The organism is Kangiella marina (genome assembly GCF_039541235.1).
GTDB lineage: Bacteria > Pseudomonadota > Gammaproteobacteria > Enterobacterales > Kangiellaceae > Kangiella > Kangiella marina.
Map to the genome: position 1 here is coordinate 79,775 of NZ_BAABFV010000002.1, position 15,736 is coordinate 95,510.

Genomic DNA, 15,736 nt, shown 5'->3' on the forward strand with positions numbered 1-15,736 from the left:
TTAGATTTATAATCCCGCCCGAAAGTCACATTCTGCAGATAAACAAGTTAGGTAATTACATGAAAGCTCCTTTTCATTTTAGTATCGTGGCGTCTGCCGTGGTATTGGGGATAACGGCTGCATCTCCAGCAATCGCCGAAGAAAAACAAAAAGAAGATCTAGAAACTATCACGATTATTGGCGATAGTTCTAATGCGAAAAAAGTTGCTGGTTCAGCACATATCGTGACTGAAGCGGAACTTGAGCAATTTAAATACAGTGATGTAAACCGAGCGGTTCGACAAGTTCCGGGCGTTTATGTCCAGCTTGAAGATGGCTTAGGTCTACGCCCTAACATTGGTTTGCGTGGTACTGGGACGAGCCGTTCAGGTCGTGTCAGCTTGATGGAAGATGGCGTCTTGATCGCTCCAGCACCTTACGCGGCATCATCAGCTTACTATTTCCCAACATTTGATCGGATTACTGGCATTGAAGTCTTAAAAGGGCCTGCAAACATCAAGTATGGTCCTTTTACCGTAGGTGGCGCAGTTAACTTAATTTCTCGCCAGATCCCACAAGATGCTCAAGGTCAGCTAAAGCTTGAGAAAGGCCAGCATGAAGAGTTGCACGGCTATTTATACTATGGTGACAGCTTTGATAACTTTGGCTACTTAGTTGAAGTGAATGATCATCAGTCTGATGGCTTTAAAACGATCGATCGTGTTGGACAGCAGACTGGTTTTGAGAAGTCTGATCAAATCGTCAAACTACGTTTTAACACGGACTCAGACGCAGCGGTTTATCAGCAGTTTGATATTAAATTACAGAACTCTTATGAAGAGTCTGATCAGTCTTACATGGGTTTAACCGATGTCGATTTCGCCGCAGACCCTTACAGAATGTATGGCGTTTCAGCGGGTGATAACTTTAAAGGTAAGCACCAGCAGGTGGTATTAAGTTACTTTGCTGATCTTAGTGACAGCTTCGACTTAAATATTACAGCCTACCAAAATGATTTTGCTCGTAACTGGTATAAAACGGGTAAGTTCTACATGGAAGACAGCGCGAATCCAGGCAGCTACAACAGTGTGAGCTGGTCGTCTGTTGTGGGTGAAGTTAACACTAACCCAGGTAGCTCTTTAGCTAATTACTATCAATCAATTTTAGATGGCGCTGATAGCGGCAATGACTTGATTGATAAAGTTGACGGTAACCGTGCCTATTTAAGCGAAGGCATTCAAGCTCGTTTAGACTGGAACTTTATGACGGGATCAGCGGATCACTACATGCAACTTGGCATCCGTGTGCATGAAGATGAGGCCGATCGTTTCCAGCGCCGTGGTTTCTTCGCACAAGAAAATGGTCAGCTAGTAGTTGTGGACCCTGGTGTTTGGGGTGATGCTGGTAATCGTATTGATTCAGCAGAAGCTAACGCTTATTACCTAGTTGACACTATTACTTGGGGTGACTGGACATTAACGCCAGGCGTACGTTACGAAGACGTCGAGCTTAAGCGTGAAAACTGGGGTTCTGCTCCAGATCGTTCAGCCTCGGCAAGCGTTCGTACAAACAGCGTTTCAGAAGTGCTCCCTGGCTTTGGTGCAGTATGGGCGATTAACAACACGACCAGTGTCTTGTTCGGTGCTCATAAAGGTTTTGCTCCTCCAGGAAGCAGCGCTGACGACAAGCCTGAAGAAAGTTGGAACTACGAAATGGGCCTACGTTTTAGCGGCTCTCAGTACTCAAGTGAGTTGATTGCTTTCTTCAGCGATTACGAGAACTTGCTGGGTGAATGTACACTGGCTAACAGCGGCTGTGACATTAATAACGAAGGTGACAAATTTAACGGCGGTAAAGCTGAAGTTAAAGGTGTTGAGCTTCTGGTTACAGGTGAGCTAGCAGAAAACTGGCCTGCACGTTTAAGCTATACATTTACTGAAACTGAGTTTGGTAGCTCGTTTGACAGCAATGTTTGGGGTGATGTTGACGCAGGTCAACCGATTCCATATATCCCTGAAAACCAAGCTCAGTTGATGCTCGGTTATGACAACTCAGAGTGGAGCGTTCTTGCTAGCGTAAACTACTTTGACGAGCTGTGTACTAAGCCAGCTTGTGGTGAGTTCGAGCGTACTGATGAGCGTACTTTGATCGACTTGTCTGGTGAAATTCAGGCGAATGAGAATGTTGCATTCTACGCGACTATCGAAAACATCACAGACGAAGACACTATTGTGGCACGTGAGCCTTATGGTGCTCGTCCTGATAAACCAAGAACTGCTAAGATTGGTGTAAAACTATCTTTCTAAGCCAGTGAGTATGGTGACAAAAGCCCGCATTATTGCGGGCTTTTTTGTGGCTGAAACAGAGTAACCTGATCTGAAATCGAGCGCTAAATGGTGTAACATTAAGTAGAGTCCTCACAGAAGTAATAAGTCATGAAACAAATAGATTGGTTTGAAGAATACTTAAAAGTCTTTGAAAAAATTGAAAAAAGGTTAATGGAATTAGACCTTTGGTCGGAAAAGCGGCCGGCGCCGGAAGCTTTGGAAAGTTCGATGCCATTTTGCGTCGATACGCTGAAGCTCGAGCAGTGGTTGCAGTTCGTCTTTCTGCCGAGAATGCACCGAAGCGTGGAGCGTAAGCAGTTACCACCTGGCCCCGCGCAAATTGCACCTATCGCGCAAGAGGCTTTTAAAGAAACCGATGATTCAGACAAACTGATTCGGGCCATTCAAAAGTTCGACGAAGTGTCTCATCTAAGCCATTTGCATTAGTCATTAACATTAGCCGTTATCCATCAAGATGAAACAAACCCACATCCAACATTTCAAAAAGCAGCTGCTGTCGTTAGAAGCAGAGCTGATGGAGTGTTTGGGGTTGACCTCTGAGTCAAGCAAAGCCGTTGAATTGGATCAGGCCAGAATGGGGCGGGTGTCACGAGGTGATGCGATGCAGCAGCAAGCCATGGTCAGTGCTGCACATCAGCGAGATGAAAAACATTTAGTGAAAGTGCGTAAAGCGCTTAAGCGTATCGATGATGACGACTATGGTTTTTGCTTAGAGTGTGGCGAAGACATTACGATGAAGCGATTAGACGTGGCACCTGAGACTGAGCTGTGTCTAGATTGCCAATCCTTACTGGAGCAACGACAAAAGCGTCAACCTTAGTGGCTTGAAAGACGAGTTCTAGCGGAAAAAATCTTCCGCCTGAATGCCTTTGTTATTCTTTGATTCGTTCTCATTATCGCTTTGCAATGGATGCTTCCAGCCATACAGCTTTAAATCGACTTTTCCTTTGAGCACCGCTACTCCTTCTTGTTGAAGCAACGATTGTTGAAGCGCAAAATGATCAGAGTCTGGGTTAAATGCGATTTTTCCATCCGCACCGATCACCCGCTGCCACGGCAGTGTTTTCCGGTTCGGCGCAGATCCTAAAGCTTTGCTGACATGCCGGGCATGGCGCGGAAAACCCGCTAACTTAGCAATGGTACCGTAACTGGTAACTTTACCTTCAGGGATTTGTGCGACCCAGTAATAAACTTGCTTTTTAAAGTGCTCCATTCGTTCGCTCATAAACCCTCCGCAATCGCTCTACAAATCTTTTAAAGCATTCTTTTAAGCACGTCATTGTCTTTATTTTTATCAAAGAATCGATGTTTGAGAGAGCCGAGTAGATGTAATCCAATCAGTCCTAATAAAATATAAGGCAAAATACCGTGTGCGGCCAACGCACCTTGTGAACGGTCCATATCATCGTCAACCAGTCCGGGCACTTCGATACCAAACCACTCAACGGGAAATCCTGCGAAATCAGACATCAGATAGCCTGATATTGGAACCAATAGCATCAAAGCGTAGAGCAAGAAATGGACGGTTTTGGTGAGGAGTTTTTCCCACCAAGCGAGATCGTGAGGAAGCTTGGGAATTGGGCTGAAAAAACGCACCAGCAACCGTATGATTACCAATCCAAGTAGCGTGATGCCAATAGATTTATGAATGGCATAAATATCATATTTGGTCGGGTGTTCATCGGGCAAGCCTGCCATATACCAACCAACACCAATCATGCCCAAAATAAGAACAGCGATTAGCCAGTGCAAAATGCGCATCAGCAAAGTGTATTTAGTACGATCTGTTGCCATAGTCGTAACTCCAATGGGGATTGTTGTTAGTGGAATGTTATCAATAATTTGGAATAAGAATGGCAGAGATGCTTTTTAAAGGCAAGTTGGCGCTATTGAAAATAGCGCCAAGATTCAGTTATTTGGTTGACGCTAGAGGGCTGCCCATAACGGTAGGGGCATAGGCTTTCATATCCGCTTCCCACTCGATAGTGTCTTTAGGAAACAGTAGGATAACGGTGGAGCCAAGTTTAAAGCGCCCCATTTCTTGACCTTTATCAAGAGTGATATTTTTATCGTGATAATCCCAAGCTTTAATATCGTCACGAGTTGGTGGGGTAATGGTTCCTTCCCAAACGGTTTCGATGCTACCGACAATGGTTGCGCCTACCAAGACCATTGCCATCGGCCCAATATCGGTATCGAACATAGCGACAACACGTTCATTGCGAGCAAATAAATTCGGTACGTTTCGCGCTGTTAGTGGGTTAACGCTGAATAAGTTACCGGGAACGTGAATCATTTTTGTGAGTTTACCGTTCATCGGCATGTGTACCCGATGGTAATCTTTTGGCGATAAATAAATGGTAGCAAACTCACCATTCTCGAACGGTTTAGCTAACTCGGCATTGCCACCTAATAAGGTTTTAGCGCTATAGCGATGGCCTTTCGCCTGAAAAATAAAACCTTTCTCAATGGGGCCTAACTGACTTACTTTTCCGTCGGCTGGATTGACAATAACCGAATCACCTTGCGCAATCGGACGAACGCCTTCTTTTAGACTACGCGTGAAGAAATCATTGAAGGTTTCATAATCTTCAGGATTTTCACGCTCCGCGATGCTCATATCAATGCCGTACTTTTTGATGAACCATTTCGCAAAGGTGTTTTTAATTCTGGGATTTTTGCTTTCAGCAATTTTCCCCATCAGCAAGGATAAGCCATGCTGCGGGATCAGGTACTGTAATAAGACTTTGAGTTTATCAGCCATGATGGTTTGAAGTTTGCTTTGATTGATTGAATTGTAACTTAAATTAGTAAAGCAGACTATTGTTATGCTCTGAGGCAAGCAATTCTGTGTTTTGTTAAGAGTTAAGTGGGCTGTTGCCCCTTGGAGTTAGCCGATGGCGATAAAAAATATAGCGTAAATTGGGCAGGGATAGCCCAATTTAGCAAAATCGAAACAGGAAGTTTCGTTTTGCGGCGCGTTATTATTTTTATTGCCAAGGGAAGTGCGTAGCACCTAACGACGGGGTGGCTTTCTTTTGGTTCCTTTTCTTGGCCACACAAGAAAAGGAACTCGCTATAAAAGCGAAAAGCGCAATTTAGGTATCTTTGATTCAGCGAAAGTTTGAGATTTAACTAAACTGCTGATCGTAATTCTGAATCAGGTGATGATAATTTTTCATGCGTGATTTAGCGATTTTGCCTTCTTTTGCTGCGTCGAGTACGGCACAACCGGGTTCTTTGATGTGCTTACAGTTACGGAACTTACAGTTTTCGGCGAGCTTGTAGATTTCGACAAAGCCTTGTTGGATGTCGTGATCTTCTAGATGCCATAAGCCAAATTCGCGCACTCCAGGTGAGTCAACTAAGAAGGTTTCATCATCCAGCTTATAAAGTCGTGAGGCGGTGGTGGTGTGGGTACCGAGTCCTGAAGTTTCTGAAATGTCTGCGGTCACCACTTCTAAATCGGGGAATAAGTACTTAATTAGCGTAGATTTACCAACACCTGATTGACCGGCCAGTAACAGTTGCTTACCGCGAAGGTCTTCAACAAGCTTGTCAACTTGATGACCTTGTTTGGCGCTAATAAAATAGATCGGGTAGCCAATATCTTGGTAGGTTTTTAAGCGGCTTTGTATCTCGTCTCGCTCTTCATTATTCAGCAAGTCCCACTTGTTAAACACTAACCATACGGGAATCTTGCTGGATTCCGCCGCAACCAGGTAGCGGTCCAGTAACATTTCTGAAAAGCCAAGCTCTGGCGCTAATAGCAGGGCTACTAGGTCGATATTGGCTGCTACCGGTTTGATGCCGTGGTGAGGGGTCGGGCGCTTGAGCAACGACGTTCGTTCTTCAAATCTTACTAAAACACCGGTATCCAGTTTTTCTTGGCGCTGAAAAATAGCCTTATCACCAACCACTGGGACTTCTTTAGCGCGTCTTAGAAAGCAGCGAATGGTTTCGAAGTTGTGATCGGCGATATCAACCTGCTGACCAAAGCGGCTGATGACGATACCTTCTTCTTCGGGCCCAAGCTCTTCGGAATTCACTTTAGCGTCATCGAGGTTGTCCTGACGCTGTTGTTTGTTGTGCTTACGTTTTTTTCCCAATGCTTGAGTCCTGTTTTTGTATTAATCTTGAAAGTTCGGGCCGAAAGAGCCGTTGTTTTCCAGTGCGCTGATATGAGCGGCGCAGATCAGATCGTTAAGACACAAGCTATTACCTGCATCGTGTGTGGTGTAGCGTACAAGGCAGTGGCCATAGCTTACTTCGAGATCAGGGTGATGAGCTTGCTTATTGGCGATCCAAGCGACTGCGTTGACGAATGCCATCGTGTGGTAATAGTTTTTAAACTTAAACTTACGGGACACTTCACCTTTATTAGCATTATAGGTCCATTCAGGAAGCTGTTCTTTGAGTAAAGAGTCGCGGGTGGCATCGTCGAGTGGCTTTTTTGAGTCGTCGTTATGTACACACTCTTGCTTAGAGAGTTGCAATGATGCTAACTGTTCCATAGATACTCCAAAAATCGTTAAAATTTGTGGCAAGCGCCACATGTGTTTAAATTTGTGTCTATAATAACTGAAGTGACACCATATTTTTAGCAAAACTCAAAGAACGGGAGTGTTTTGTGGCTCAAAACGCAGATAATTTAATTTGGCTGGATCTCGAAATGACAGGATTGGATCCTGAAACTGATAAAGTCATCGAAATCGCAACCATTGTAACGGACAAAGATCTTAATATTTTGGCAGAAGGGCCGGTATTAGCCATTCATCAAGACGATGATACATTGGCTAATATGAATCAATGGTGTGTTGAGCAGCATGGTAAGTCAGGGCTCACTCAGCGAGTTAAAGACAGTCAAGTAGACGAAGTCGAAGCTTCAAGACAGACCATTGAGTTCCTACAAAAGTGGGTGCCTGAAGGAAAGTCGCCAATGTGTGGTAACTCGATTTGCCAAGATCGCCGCTTTATGGTCAAGCATATGCCGGAACTTGAGCGTTATTTCCACTATCGCCACCTTGATGTCAGTACCTTGAAAGAATTGGCGCGTCGTTGGAAACCGGGCATTCTTCCGGGCTTTAAGAAAAGCGCGACTCACTTGGCTCTGGACGATATTCGCGAGTCGATTGCTGAGTGTGCGTATTACCGTGAGCATTTTATTGATTTAACGGAAAACGATCATTAGCCCATGCAACCTCTGTTTTCAGTTGATAGCATTAAAAAGATTGAGCAGGCTTTCGTTAAGCAGCAAGGCATCGAGCTGTATGAATTAATGCTGCGAGCGGGTGCTAGTGCATTTGAGCGAGCGCGGCGCTTGTGGCCACAAGCCAGCCACTGGTTGATTGCAACCGGGGCGGGGAATAACGCCGGCGATGGCCTGGTTGTTGCCAAACATGCGCTACAGGCAGGGTTTGACGTCACTTTGATTGCGTTAAAGCCGTATGCTGAGTTGCGTGGCGATCCCAAAAAAGCGTGGCAAGAGCTTCTCTCCATGAAAAAAGAGCCGCATCAAACGTTCGATATTTTGAGTGTTGATGACGCTGAAGAATTGGATCTGTCTTTCGCCGAAGTGGTTATTGATGCGCTGTTGGGTACGGGCGTTGACGGTGAATTAAGAGACCATTATCGTCTGATGATTGAAAGCTTGAACTCACTTGAGGCGCCAAAACTAGCCCTAGACATCCCAACCGGTGTTTATGCAGAGAGTGGTAACTGTGCGAAATACAATGGTCAAGATATCGCCTTCAAAGCCGACGCAACGATCAGCTTTATTGCCTTAAAGACTGGACAGCGACTGAATCAGGCGCTCGAATACCAAGGGCAACTGTACTTGGATACACTCGGCGTTAAAAATCCCCTGGCTTTTGGCGAGCAGGCGACAGCATGGTCGGTAGATAGTCATCATCTTAGAGACAAGATTCCGACTCGTGGCAAAGTGGGCTCTAAGTTTGATTGCGGTCATGCGCTGATTGTCGGCGGTGGACAGAATCTCGGCGGTGCTGCGATCTTATCTGCGACAGCGGCAATAAAGTCCGGCTCAGGGCTGGTCTCTTGCTGGCTGCATGGTGACAACCAAACAGCTGCGTTGAGCCACTGTCCGGAAGTGATGTGGCAAGCCTACCCTGAAAGCCCCGTCAGTAATGATTTTAAGCGCTTTCAAGCAGTGGGCTTTGGGCCTGGTTTGGGGCGCAGCGAAGCGGCTGAGCAGTACTTTCTTAGTAGCATGAAATGTCTCTATCAGCTTGATATTCCATGTGTTTTAGACGCCGACGGCCTTTATTGGCTGGCTCAACATACTTCCGTTGAATTACCGGCGAAGTGTATAATGACGCCGCATGCTGGGGAAGCGTGTCGTTTATTAAACGCTCAGCAAGAGGACGTTTTCTCGTCGGGTCGTATCGAACCGCAGTTAAGCGTAGATACAGCTTATGTTGAGCAAAATCGGATCCATGTTGCTCGTGCACTGGCCAAAAAGTACAGCGCGATTTGTGTGCTTAAAGGCGCTGGAACTGTCGTCAGTGATGGTGAGCAATGTTTTGTCTTGGCGGGCGCGCATCCTGCCATGATGACCGCTGGCCTTGGCGATGTGCTGACAGGGTTAATGACCAGTCTCATCGCGCAGGGAGCGAAGCTGCTTGATGCAGCGTTAGTCGCAACCCAGTTACACTATGAAGCCGCTGTAAGTGTTGCGGGAGCGCGCCAAAGAGGTGTTTTAGCCTCAGAAGTGATCAATGAATTAGTGGTTTGGATCAATCAATTAGAACGGTCAGTTAAATAAGCTTTGGGGGAGACTAGTGGGAACGACGGAAATTGATAAGCCGCGGTTGAGTTTTTTATTGGAAAGCGAGGCTGAAACGGTGGCGTTGGGCTTTGCGTTATCAGAACTTGTAGCCTTGCCTTTTGTCATTTATATGTACGGTGAGTTAGGCGCAGGCAAAACCACATTTGTTCGTGGTCTGCTCCAAGGCTTGGGGCACAAGGGGGCGGTGAAAAGCCCAACCTATACTTTAGTCGAGCCTTATGAGTTAAAGGGGAAAGCTATTTATCACTTTGATTTATATCGCCTTTCCGATCCCGAAGAGTTAGAGTTTATTGGCATTCGTGAGTATCAGGATGACGATGCCTTGGTAATTTTTGAATGGCCCGACAAGGGCAGCGGTATGATCCCTGAAGCAGACTTGGTTATCGAGTTGGAATACCAAGATTCTGGCCGCAAGGCTGAGTTTATTTTTAGGGACGCTGCAGCAGGTCAAAATATCGCACAAAAAATCCGGCAAAAACTAGCCAAATGACGTGAAATTATGCCAAAATCAAATGGAGCAGTAACTGCAAAGTGACAATGATAAAAAAGCATTTGACGAAAACATTACTCGCCACAACCTTAATGCTTGGCTTTGCAGCACAGGCTGCAGTCATCAAGAGTATGAGGTTTTGGCAATCTCCGGAATCGACCCGTGTCGTTTTTGATTTAACGTCTCCAGTCGAGCATGAGCTGACTGTCCTTACTAATCCCGATCGAATTGTTGTTGATATTCCTGAATCCCGTGTCTCGGTTGATCTCAGTCAACTGGATATTAAAAGTGATTTGGTGAAACGCGTACGCCAAAGCAAGCCGCCAAAAGAAGGCGTGTTGCGCTTAGTCTTGGATCTTAATAAAGCCGCTGAACCTAAAAGCTTTGCCTTAAAACCTTACCAAGAATATGGCGATCGTTTAGTGATTGATCTGGTGGATGAGAAGCGTGAAGTGATAAAACCACCGGAATCAGCCACTGGCGCTGAGCGTGATATCGTTATTGCGGTTGATGCAGGCCATGGTGGTGAAGATCCCGGTGCTATGGGTCCAAGCGGTACCCGCGAAAAAGATATCGTGCTGCAGCTGTCTAAAGAGTTGGTCAATGCCATTAATCGCGTTAATGGGTTAAAGGCAATAATGGTACGTGAAGGGGATTACTATATCCCTCACCGTAAGCGTACCGACATAGCGCGAAAACACCGCGCTGATTTGTTTGTGTCAGTCCATGCCGACGGGTTTAAGAGTCCACGCGCCAGAGGCGCTTCGGTTTGGGTGTTGAATCTTTATGGTGCTAAATCTGAAGTAGCGCGCTGGATGAAGTTACAGGAAGAAAAGTCTGAGTTGCTGGGCGGCGTCGATAGCACGGTGGTGTTATCAGAATACGATAACTCGGTGCGTTCGGTGTTGCTTGACTTACAGATGGAAAGCTCGATTGCTGAAAGTTTTAAAGTGGGGCGTGAGGTGCACTCGGCGATGAAGCGCGTGGCGCCTAAAATGCACAAGAATTATGTTGAAGAAAACTCATTGTTGGTACTGAAGAACCCTGATATCCCATCAATTCTTGTTGAGTCAGGTTTTATTTCAAACCCCGGCGAAGAACGTTTGTTGAAAACAACAGCTTACCGACGCAAATTAGCGGGCGCTGTTAAAAATGGTATCGTCGATTACTTTAAGCAACATGCGCCGGATGGTACTAAATTCGCTACTCTTTATCGCAAGAATATTTATCATGTTAAACGTGGTGATAACTTAATTAATGTGGCTAAGCGCTTTAACACCAGCGTTAGTGAAATCAAAAAAGCTAATAAAATGACCTCAGATACAGTGCGTATTGGTCAAAAATTAGTGATCCCTCGTAGCTAGCTGCTACAGGACTGTGTCGATGCTCATCAAAAAGCTCTCCCCTTTGTTGGCTAACCAGATCGCTGCAGGCGAAGTGGTTGAACGCCCCTCGTCAGTGGTTAAAGAGTTGTTAGAAAATGCCGTTGATGCTGGTGCAAAACGAATTCAGCTCGATATTGAGCGTGGCGGAACACGCTTAATTCGAATCACTGATGATGGCTCCGGTATCAGTCGCGATCAATTGGAGTTAGCGTTGGCGCGTCACGCGACCAGTAAGATCGAGCATACTGACGATCTGAAAGCGATCCATACATTAGGTTTTCGCGGCGAGGCGTTGGCCAGTATCAGTTCGGTCTCGAAACTTACCTTGAGTTCGAAAGTTGCTTCTGATGATGAGCAGTCATCGGGTTGGTCGGCAATTGCTCAGGGTCGGGATATGGCGGTTGAAATTCAGCCACGCGCTATGCCCACTGGAACCATTGTCGAAGTCAAAGATTTGTTTTTTAATACGCCCGCACGGCAAAAGTTCTTACGAGCTGAGCGCACCGAGTATGTTCATATTGAAGAAACCATGAAGCGGGTTGCTCTGGCTTCGCCGAGTATTGCGTTCACTTTAAAACATAACGGCAAAGTAACGAAACGGATCCCTGCGGCTAGCTCGCAAGAGCAGCAAAAACAACGCATAGGTTCTATCGTCAGTAACAGTTTTCTACAGCAAGCGCTGGCGCTGGATACCCGAATTGATAATTTAAAATTGTGGGGGTGGGTGTCGAGTCCTCAGCATCACCAAAACTCAAACTTAAGTCAGTATGTTTTCGTCAATGGTCGTGCGGTCAGGGATAAAACTCTCAACCATGCCATACGCCAAGCTTATCAAGATCTACTGCCTACAGGCCGTGTGCCGGCTTATGTGTTGTACCTTGAGCTTGATGCTGAGAAGGTTGATGTTAATGTGCACCCGACCAAGCATGAAGTTCGGTTTTCGGAAGCAAGACAAGTGCATGACTTTATTGCGAGGGCTGTAGCAGAGTGTTTGCAGCCCCAGAACGAAACCTTACTGGCAAGCGAGCTGAATCACGTTGAAGAAGTGACTCGAGCTTATCAGCCGCAAAGTGGTCGAGCCGATGATGAATATTACCACCCCAGACTCGCCGCAGGCGTATCTCTGGACACGACCGCGGGGCAACGCAGTTCTCGTCAACCGATTAGTCGTGAAAAGACTTACCATTCTTATTCGCCCAAACAGGTTTCCAACAATGCTGAGCGGGCTGGTGATTACTTTCTGGTGGCTGAGCGCTACTTAATGCAGCCCAAAGACGACGGGTTATTGGTGCTGGACGTCAAAAGTTTTTGGTTAGACTACAGTACTCAGTTGCTACAAGACGAGTGGGCAAGTGATGACGTGAAGCAAAGACCCTTGTTAATTCCTGAGCGTTTGGGAGTGCCGGTGGAGTCTGTTTCAGAAGGCTACCTGACCAACTGGGCCAAGCTGGGGTTTGATCTCTCTTTAACTGGGCCACAATCTGTAGCACTAAGAAAAGTGCCTGCGTCCTTGCTGCATATTGATATTAAAGCGTTAACGCAGGATGTGTTGTACCACACAGCTCAGGACCAAAATATTAGTCTACAACAGTTACAAGAGATGATTTTGAAGCAGTTTGAACCGCACTGGGCGGTGGATTCTAAGCACTCGTGGCTGGAACTTTTACAGCCACACAATTGGCAACAGTCTCAGTATTGTCAGTATCTAAGCGGTGGTGATATTGGGCACTGGCTCGCCACACAGTCTAAATCGAACAGGCAGGCAGGCTAGCTGTGCAGGCATCGACAAAACCCAAAGCCATATTCATCATGGGGCCGACGGCTTCTGGCAAAACCGACTTGGCGATGCGACTGGTGAAAGATCATCAGTGTGACATTATCAGTGTCGACTCAGCGATGGTGTACAAAGGCTTGGACATTGGTTCGGCTAAACCATCAGCAGAAGAACTAGCACAAGCACCACACCGCCTCATTGATATTTGTGATCCGTCTGAGCCTTATTCTGCGGCACAATTTCGAGATGATGCGCTGCGTGAGATGGCGGCGATAGTCAATAACGGGCGCACGCCATTATTGGTTGGCGGCACTATGTTGTATTACAAGGCCTTGCTTGAAGGGATGAGTAACCTGCCGGATTCCGATCCCGATATTAGGAAAGCGCTTCAACAGCGGCTTGATGACAAGGGGTTACCATCATTACATCAAGAACTGGCTTCTGTTGATCCTGAGTCAGCACAACGAATCCATGAGAATGATCCTCAGCGGACATTGCGGGCGTTGGAAGTTTTTCAAATTACCGGGAAGTCACTGACCCAACTTCACCAAGAGCAGCAGCAACAAGAGTTTCCTTATCATGTTACACAAATTGCCGTAGCACCTGACGACCGAGCTTATCTTCATCAACGAATTGAGACGCGCTTCAAACTGATGATGGAACAAGGCTTTCTCGACGAGGTCAAAGCTCTGCACCAACGCCATGACTTGAATAGTGAGCTGCCTGCGATTCGCTCGGTCGGTTATCGCCAAATGTGGCAGTACTTAGAAGGTGAGCTAGGGTTGGATGAAGCTGTTGAGCGCGGTATTATCGCGACAAGACAGTTGGCAAAACGACAATTTACCTGGTTACGGAGTTGGTCTGACTTGCATTGGGTTAACTCTCAGCGCCCCTTACCTGAGATTTATCAGGACGTGACGCAATTATTAAATTTGCCCTAAAACCAATCATATCTTATTGATATATCTCGATCTGGTTAGGTAAATGATGTACACTTTTATTGGAATTCGTTCCATTATGATTTGTAGAAGTAGATAAGTTTAGGCTGGCTTTAGAGCAGGTTTTAATAATAAAAGCTAACTGAATAAACATAAATTAATAAAGAACAGGAGAGAGCAATGTCAAAAGGGCAATCACTACAAGACCCTTTCTTGAATGCACTAAGACGCGAGAAAGTACCCGTTTCGATTTACTTGGTTAATGGCATCAAACTACAAGGACAAATCGAGTCTTTTGATCAGTTCGTGATTTTGCTTAAGAACACTGTGAGCCAGATGGTGTATAAGCATGCGATCTCTACGGTAGTTCCTATCCGTAACGTTCGTGGTCATTACCAGAATAACGAAAACGGTGGTCAGCGTGACGACCAAGGCGGCCAAGGTGGAATGGGTGGACCAATGTCTAGTGGTAGCGGTGGTGGCTACACAGGCGGCCCAATGGGCGATCTGTAAGCTTTACTAAATACCCATCTTACATATTCTGATACAACGACTTGCTGGTTTATTTCAGCAGGTCGTTTTACACTATTCTTATTATTCATCATTTAACTCCCGACTTTTGAGGTTGTTTATTGTTTGACCGTCATAGTGGTGGCGAATCAGCCATCTTGGTTCATATCGATTTCGATCAAGAATCCAATCAAGAAGATCTACAGGAATTTGTCGAGCTTGTACGCTCAGCGGGTTTGACCGTGATGGATATCGTCACCGCAAAGCGTCATTCACCGGATCCGAAATATTTTATTGGCAAAGGTAAGATTGAAGAAATCCAAAGTGCCAAAGAGGCAACGGAAGCAAACGTTATCATCTTTAATCACAACCTAGCGCCGACCCAAGAACGTAATATTGAGAAAGTCGCGAAATGTCGTGTGATTGATCGTATTGGCCTGATTTTGGATATTTTTGCGCAAAGAGCCTTCACGTTCGAGGGCAAGCTTCAGGTGGAGCTTGCTCAGCTTAGACACTTGGCCACTCGTCTTGTGCGGGGTTGGACGCACCTTGAGCGACAGAAAGGTGGTATCGGTATGCGGGGGCCGGGTGAAACCCAGCTCGAAACCGATAGACGATTAATCAGAGACCGAATCAAGCATATTGAGAAGCGCTTGGATAAGGTTGGTAAGCAGCGTGAGCAAGGACGTCGCTCTCGAAAGCGTGCCAATATTAAAACGGTTTCCATCGTTGGTTACACTAACGCTGGAAAGTCGACGTTATTTAATTTGCTTACCGAAGCACAAGTTCTGGCTGAAGATAAGCTCTTTGCAACGCTCGATCCGACGCTGCGCCGAGTATCCTTACCCCAGGGTAGTGACATTATTTTGGCCGATACGGTAGGTTTTATTCGACATTTACCGCATGAACTGGTCGCTGCTTTCCGTGCGACCCTAGAGGAATCGGTCGAGGCGAATATCCTTTTGCATGTGATAGATGCAGCGAGCGAGCGTCGCGAAGAAAATATTGAGCAAGTGTGGGAAGTGCTGTCGGATATTGGTGCTGATGAAATCCAGACTTTAGAAGTTTATAATAAAATTGATATGATAGAGGGCGCTGAGCCACGGATTGAACGCAATGATGAAGGTGTTCCGATCCGTGTGTGGACTTCAGCGAAAAAAGAGCAGGGTATCGAGCTGCTGCTTGAAGCCATTGAAGAACTCGCGGAAGAGCAACAATTTAGCGCAAGCTTAAGGTTGCCGCCGCAGGAAGGACGCTTGCGAGGCTTATTGTATGAGTTACAAGCCATTGAGCAAGAAAACGTTGCCGAAAATGGCGATATGCTGCTTGATATTAGGCTAGAACAAGCTGACTGGATCCGCTTGGGGCGCCAACTGGAGAAAGATTTGAACCAGTTCGTGCTGAGTTCGTGATATTATAGGTATCAGAACGTCGAAGAATGATTGATTGGGGCTATTAAGCCCTTATTTTATGAGTGATTATTCAAATTAAACAGTAATTGGAG

The 15,736-nt window shown here is 46.1% G+C and carries 15 protein-coding genes and 1 pseudogene; 11 read left to right on the forward strand and 5 right to left on the reverse strand.

The genetic code is table 11. The annotated features are described in order from the left end of the window. Positions 1–59 precede the first annotated feature (59 nt). From ABD943_RS08490 to ABD943_RS08500, 3 genes are all read left to right on the forward strand, one after another. Positions 60–2,285, forward strand: coding sequence for a TonB-dependent receptor family protein (locus tag ABD943_RS08490; protein WP_345292766.1), 2,226 nt, complete (start codon positions 60–62; stop codon positions 2,283–2,285). A 129-nt stretch (positions 2,286–2,414) separates the two neighbouring features. Beyond that, the gene (locus tag ABD943_RS08495) at positions 2,415–2,753 is read left to right on the forward strand and encodes a YqcC family protein (RefSeq protein WP_345292767.1); all 339 of its coding nucleotides are present in this window, start codon (positions 2,415–2,417) and stop codon (positions 2,751–2,753) included. A gap of 28 nt (positions 2,754–2,781) precedes the next feature. Further along, positions 2,782–3,147 (forward strand): TraR/DksA family transcriptional regulator, encoded by a 366-nt coding sequence (locus ABD943_RS08500; RefSeq protein ID WP_345292768.1) that lies wholly within the window; start codon positions 2,782–2,784, stop codon positions 3,145–3,147. 18 nt (positions 3,148–3,165) lie between these two features. Here ABD943_RS08500 and ABD943_RS08505 read toward each other — a convergent pair whose 3' ends face one another. The 5 genes from ABD943_RS08505 to ABD943_RS08525 all read right to left on the reverse strand — a co-directional run bounded on the left by ABD943_RS08505 (position 3,166) and on the right by ABD943_RS08525 (position 6,841). Then, positions 3,166–3,552, reverse strand: coding sequence for an MGMT family protein (locus ABD943_RS08505; RefSeq protein WP_345292769.1), 387 nt, complete (start codon positions 3,550–3,552; stop codon positions 3,166–3,168). A 29-nt stretch (positions 3,553–3,581) separates the two neighbouring features. Continuing rightward, positions 3,582–4,121 (reverse strand): cytochrome b, encoded by a 540-nt coding sequence (locus ABD943_RS08510; protein ID WP_345292770.1) that lies wholly within the window; start codon positions 4,119–4,121, stop codon positions 3,582–3,584. Between the two features lie 118 nt (positions 4,122–4,239). Then, positions 4,240–5,091 (reverse strand): archaetidylserine decarboxylase, encoded by an 852-nt coding sequence (gene asd / locus ABD943_RS08515; protein ID WP_345292771.1) that lies wholly within the window; start codon positions 5,089–5,091, stop codon positions 4,240–4,242. 367 nt (positions 5,092–5,458) lie between these two features. Continuing rightward, entirely contained in the window at positions 5,459–6,436 is a 978-nt protein-coding gene (gene rsgA / locus ABD943_RS08520) for a small ribosomal subunit biogenesis GTPase RsgA (RefSeq protein ID WP_345292772.1), read from the reverse strand. A 21-nt stretch (positions 6,437–6,457) separates the two neighbouring features. After that, a complete protein-coding gene (locus ABD943_RS08525; RefSeq protein WP_345292773.1) occupies positions 6,458–6,841 on the reverse strand; it encodes a 4a-hydroxytetrahydrobiopterin dehydratase in 384 nt (127 codons plus the stop codon). Positions 6,842–6,957: 116 nt separating this feature from the next. On the opposite strand from ABD943_RS08525, the gene orn reads away from it, so the two are divergent. The 8 genes and pseudogenes from orn to hflX all read left to right on the forward strand — a co-directional run bounded on the left by orn (position 6,958) and on the right by hflX (position 15,644). Continuing rightward, the gene (gene orn / locus ABD943_RS08530) at positions 6,958–7,518 is read left to right on the forward strand and encodes an oligoribonuclease (protein ID WP_345292774.1); all 561 of its coding nucleotides are present in this window, start codon (positions 6,958–6,960) and stop codon (positions 7,516–7,518) included. Between the two features lie 3 nt (positions 7,519–7,521). Further along, positions 7,522–9,111, forward strand: coding sequence for an NAD(P)H-hydrate dehydratase (locus tag ABD943_RS08535; protein ID WP_345292775.1), 1,590 nt, complete (start codon positions 7,522–7,524; stop codon positions 9,109–9,111). Between the two features lie 16 nt (positions 9,112–9,127). Beyond that, a complete protein-coding gene (tsaE, locus tag ABD943_RS08540) occupies positions 9,128–9,625 on the forward strand; it encodes a tRNA (adenosine(37)-N6)-threonylcarbamoyltransferase complex ATPase subunit type 1 TsaE (RefSeq protein ID WP_345292776.1) in 498 nt (165 codons plus the stop codon). Between the two features lie 47 nt (positions 9,626–9,672). Beyond that, entirely contained in the window at positions 9,673–10,989 is a 1,317-nt protein-coding gene (locus ABD943_RS08545; protein WP_345292777.1) for an N-acetylmuramoyl-L-alanine amidase, read from the forward strand. A 19-nt stretch (positions 10,990–11,008) separates the two neighbouring features. Further along, complete coding sequence (mutL, locus tag ABD943_RS08550; protein WP_345292778.1) at positions 11,009–12,781, forward strand: DNA mismatch repair endonuclease MutL; 1,773 nt, start codon at positions 11,009–11,011, stop codon at positions 12,779–12,781. A gap of 38 nt (positions 12,782–12,819) precedes the next feature. Continuing rightward, positions 12,820–13,725, forward strand: a complete 906-nt coding sequence (miaA, locus tag ABD943_RS08555) for a tRNA (adenosine(37)-N6)-dimethylallyltransferase MiaA (RefSeq protein WP_345293362.1) — start codon at positions 12,820–12,822, stop codon at positions 13,723–13,725. A gap of 177 nt (positions 13,726–13,902) precedes the next feature. Then, a pseudogene (gene hfq / locus ABD943_RS08560) lies at positions 13,903–14,226 on the forward strand (RNA chaperone Hfq); the annotation flags it as partial. Between the two features lie 128 nt (positions 14,227–14,354). Beyond that, a complete protein-coding gene (gene hflX, locus ABD943_RS08565) occupies positions 14,355–15,644 on the forward strand; it encodes a ribosome rescue GTPase HflX (protein ID WP_345292779.1) in 1,290 nt (429 codons plus the stop codon). The last annotated feature ends 92 nt before the right edge of the window (positions 15,645–15,736 follow it).

Bases quoted from the DNA above. Each gene is read 5' to 3' on its own strand.
- ABD943_RS08525 (WP_345292773.1), bottom strand. From the start codon at position 6,841: ATGGAACAGTTAGCATCATTGCAACTCTCTAAGCAAGAGTGTGTACAT.
- asd (WP_345292771.1), bottom strand. From the start codon at position 5,091: ATGGCTGATAAACTCAAAGTCTTATTACAGTACCTGATCCCGCAGCAT.
- ABD943_RS08510 (WP_345292770.1), bottom strand. From the start codon at position 4,121: ATGGCAACAGATCGTACTAAATACACTTTGCTGATGCGCATTTTGCAC.
- ABD943_RS08535 (WP_345292775.1), top strand. From the start codon at position 7,522: ATGCAACCTCTGTTTTCAGTTGATAGCATTAAAAAGATTGAGCAGGCT.
- ABD943_RS08545 (WP_345292777.1), top strand. From the start codon at position 9,673: ATGATAAAAAAGCATTTGACGAAAACATTACTCGCCACAACCTTAATG.
- ABD943_RS08500 (WP_345292768.1), top strand. From the start codon at position 2,782: ATGAAACAAACCCACATCCAACATTTCAAAAAGCAGCTGCTGTCGTTA.
- ABD943_RS08495 (WP_345292767.1), top strand. From the start codon at position 2,415: ATGAAACAAATAGATTGGTTTGAAGAATACTTAAAAGTCTTTGAAAAA.
- mutL (WP_345292778.1), top strand. From the start codon at position 11,009: ATGCTCATCAAAAAGCTCTCCCCTTTGTTGGCTAACCAGATCGCTGCA.
- ABD943_RS08505 (WP_345292769.1), bottom strand. From the start codon at position 3,552: ATGAGCGAACGAATGGAGCACTTTAAAAAGCAAGTTTATTACTGGGTC.
- miaA (WP_345293362.1), top strand. From the start codon at position 12,820: ATGGGGCCGACGGCTTCTGGCAAAACCGACTTGGCGATGCGACTGGTG.
- ABD943_RS08490 (WP_345292766.1), top strand. From the start codon at position 60: ATGAAAGCTCCTTTTCATTTTAGTATCGTGGCGTCTGCCGTGGTATTG.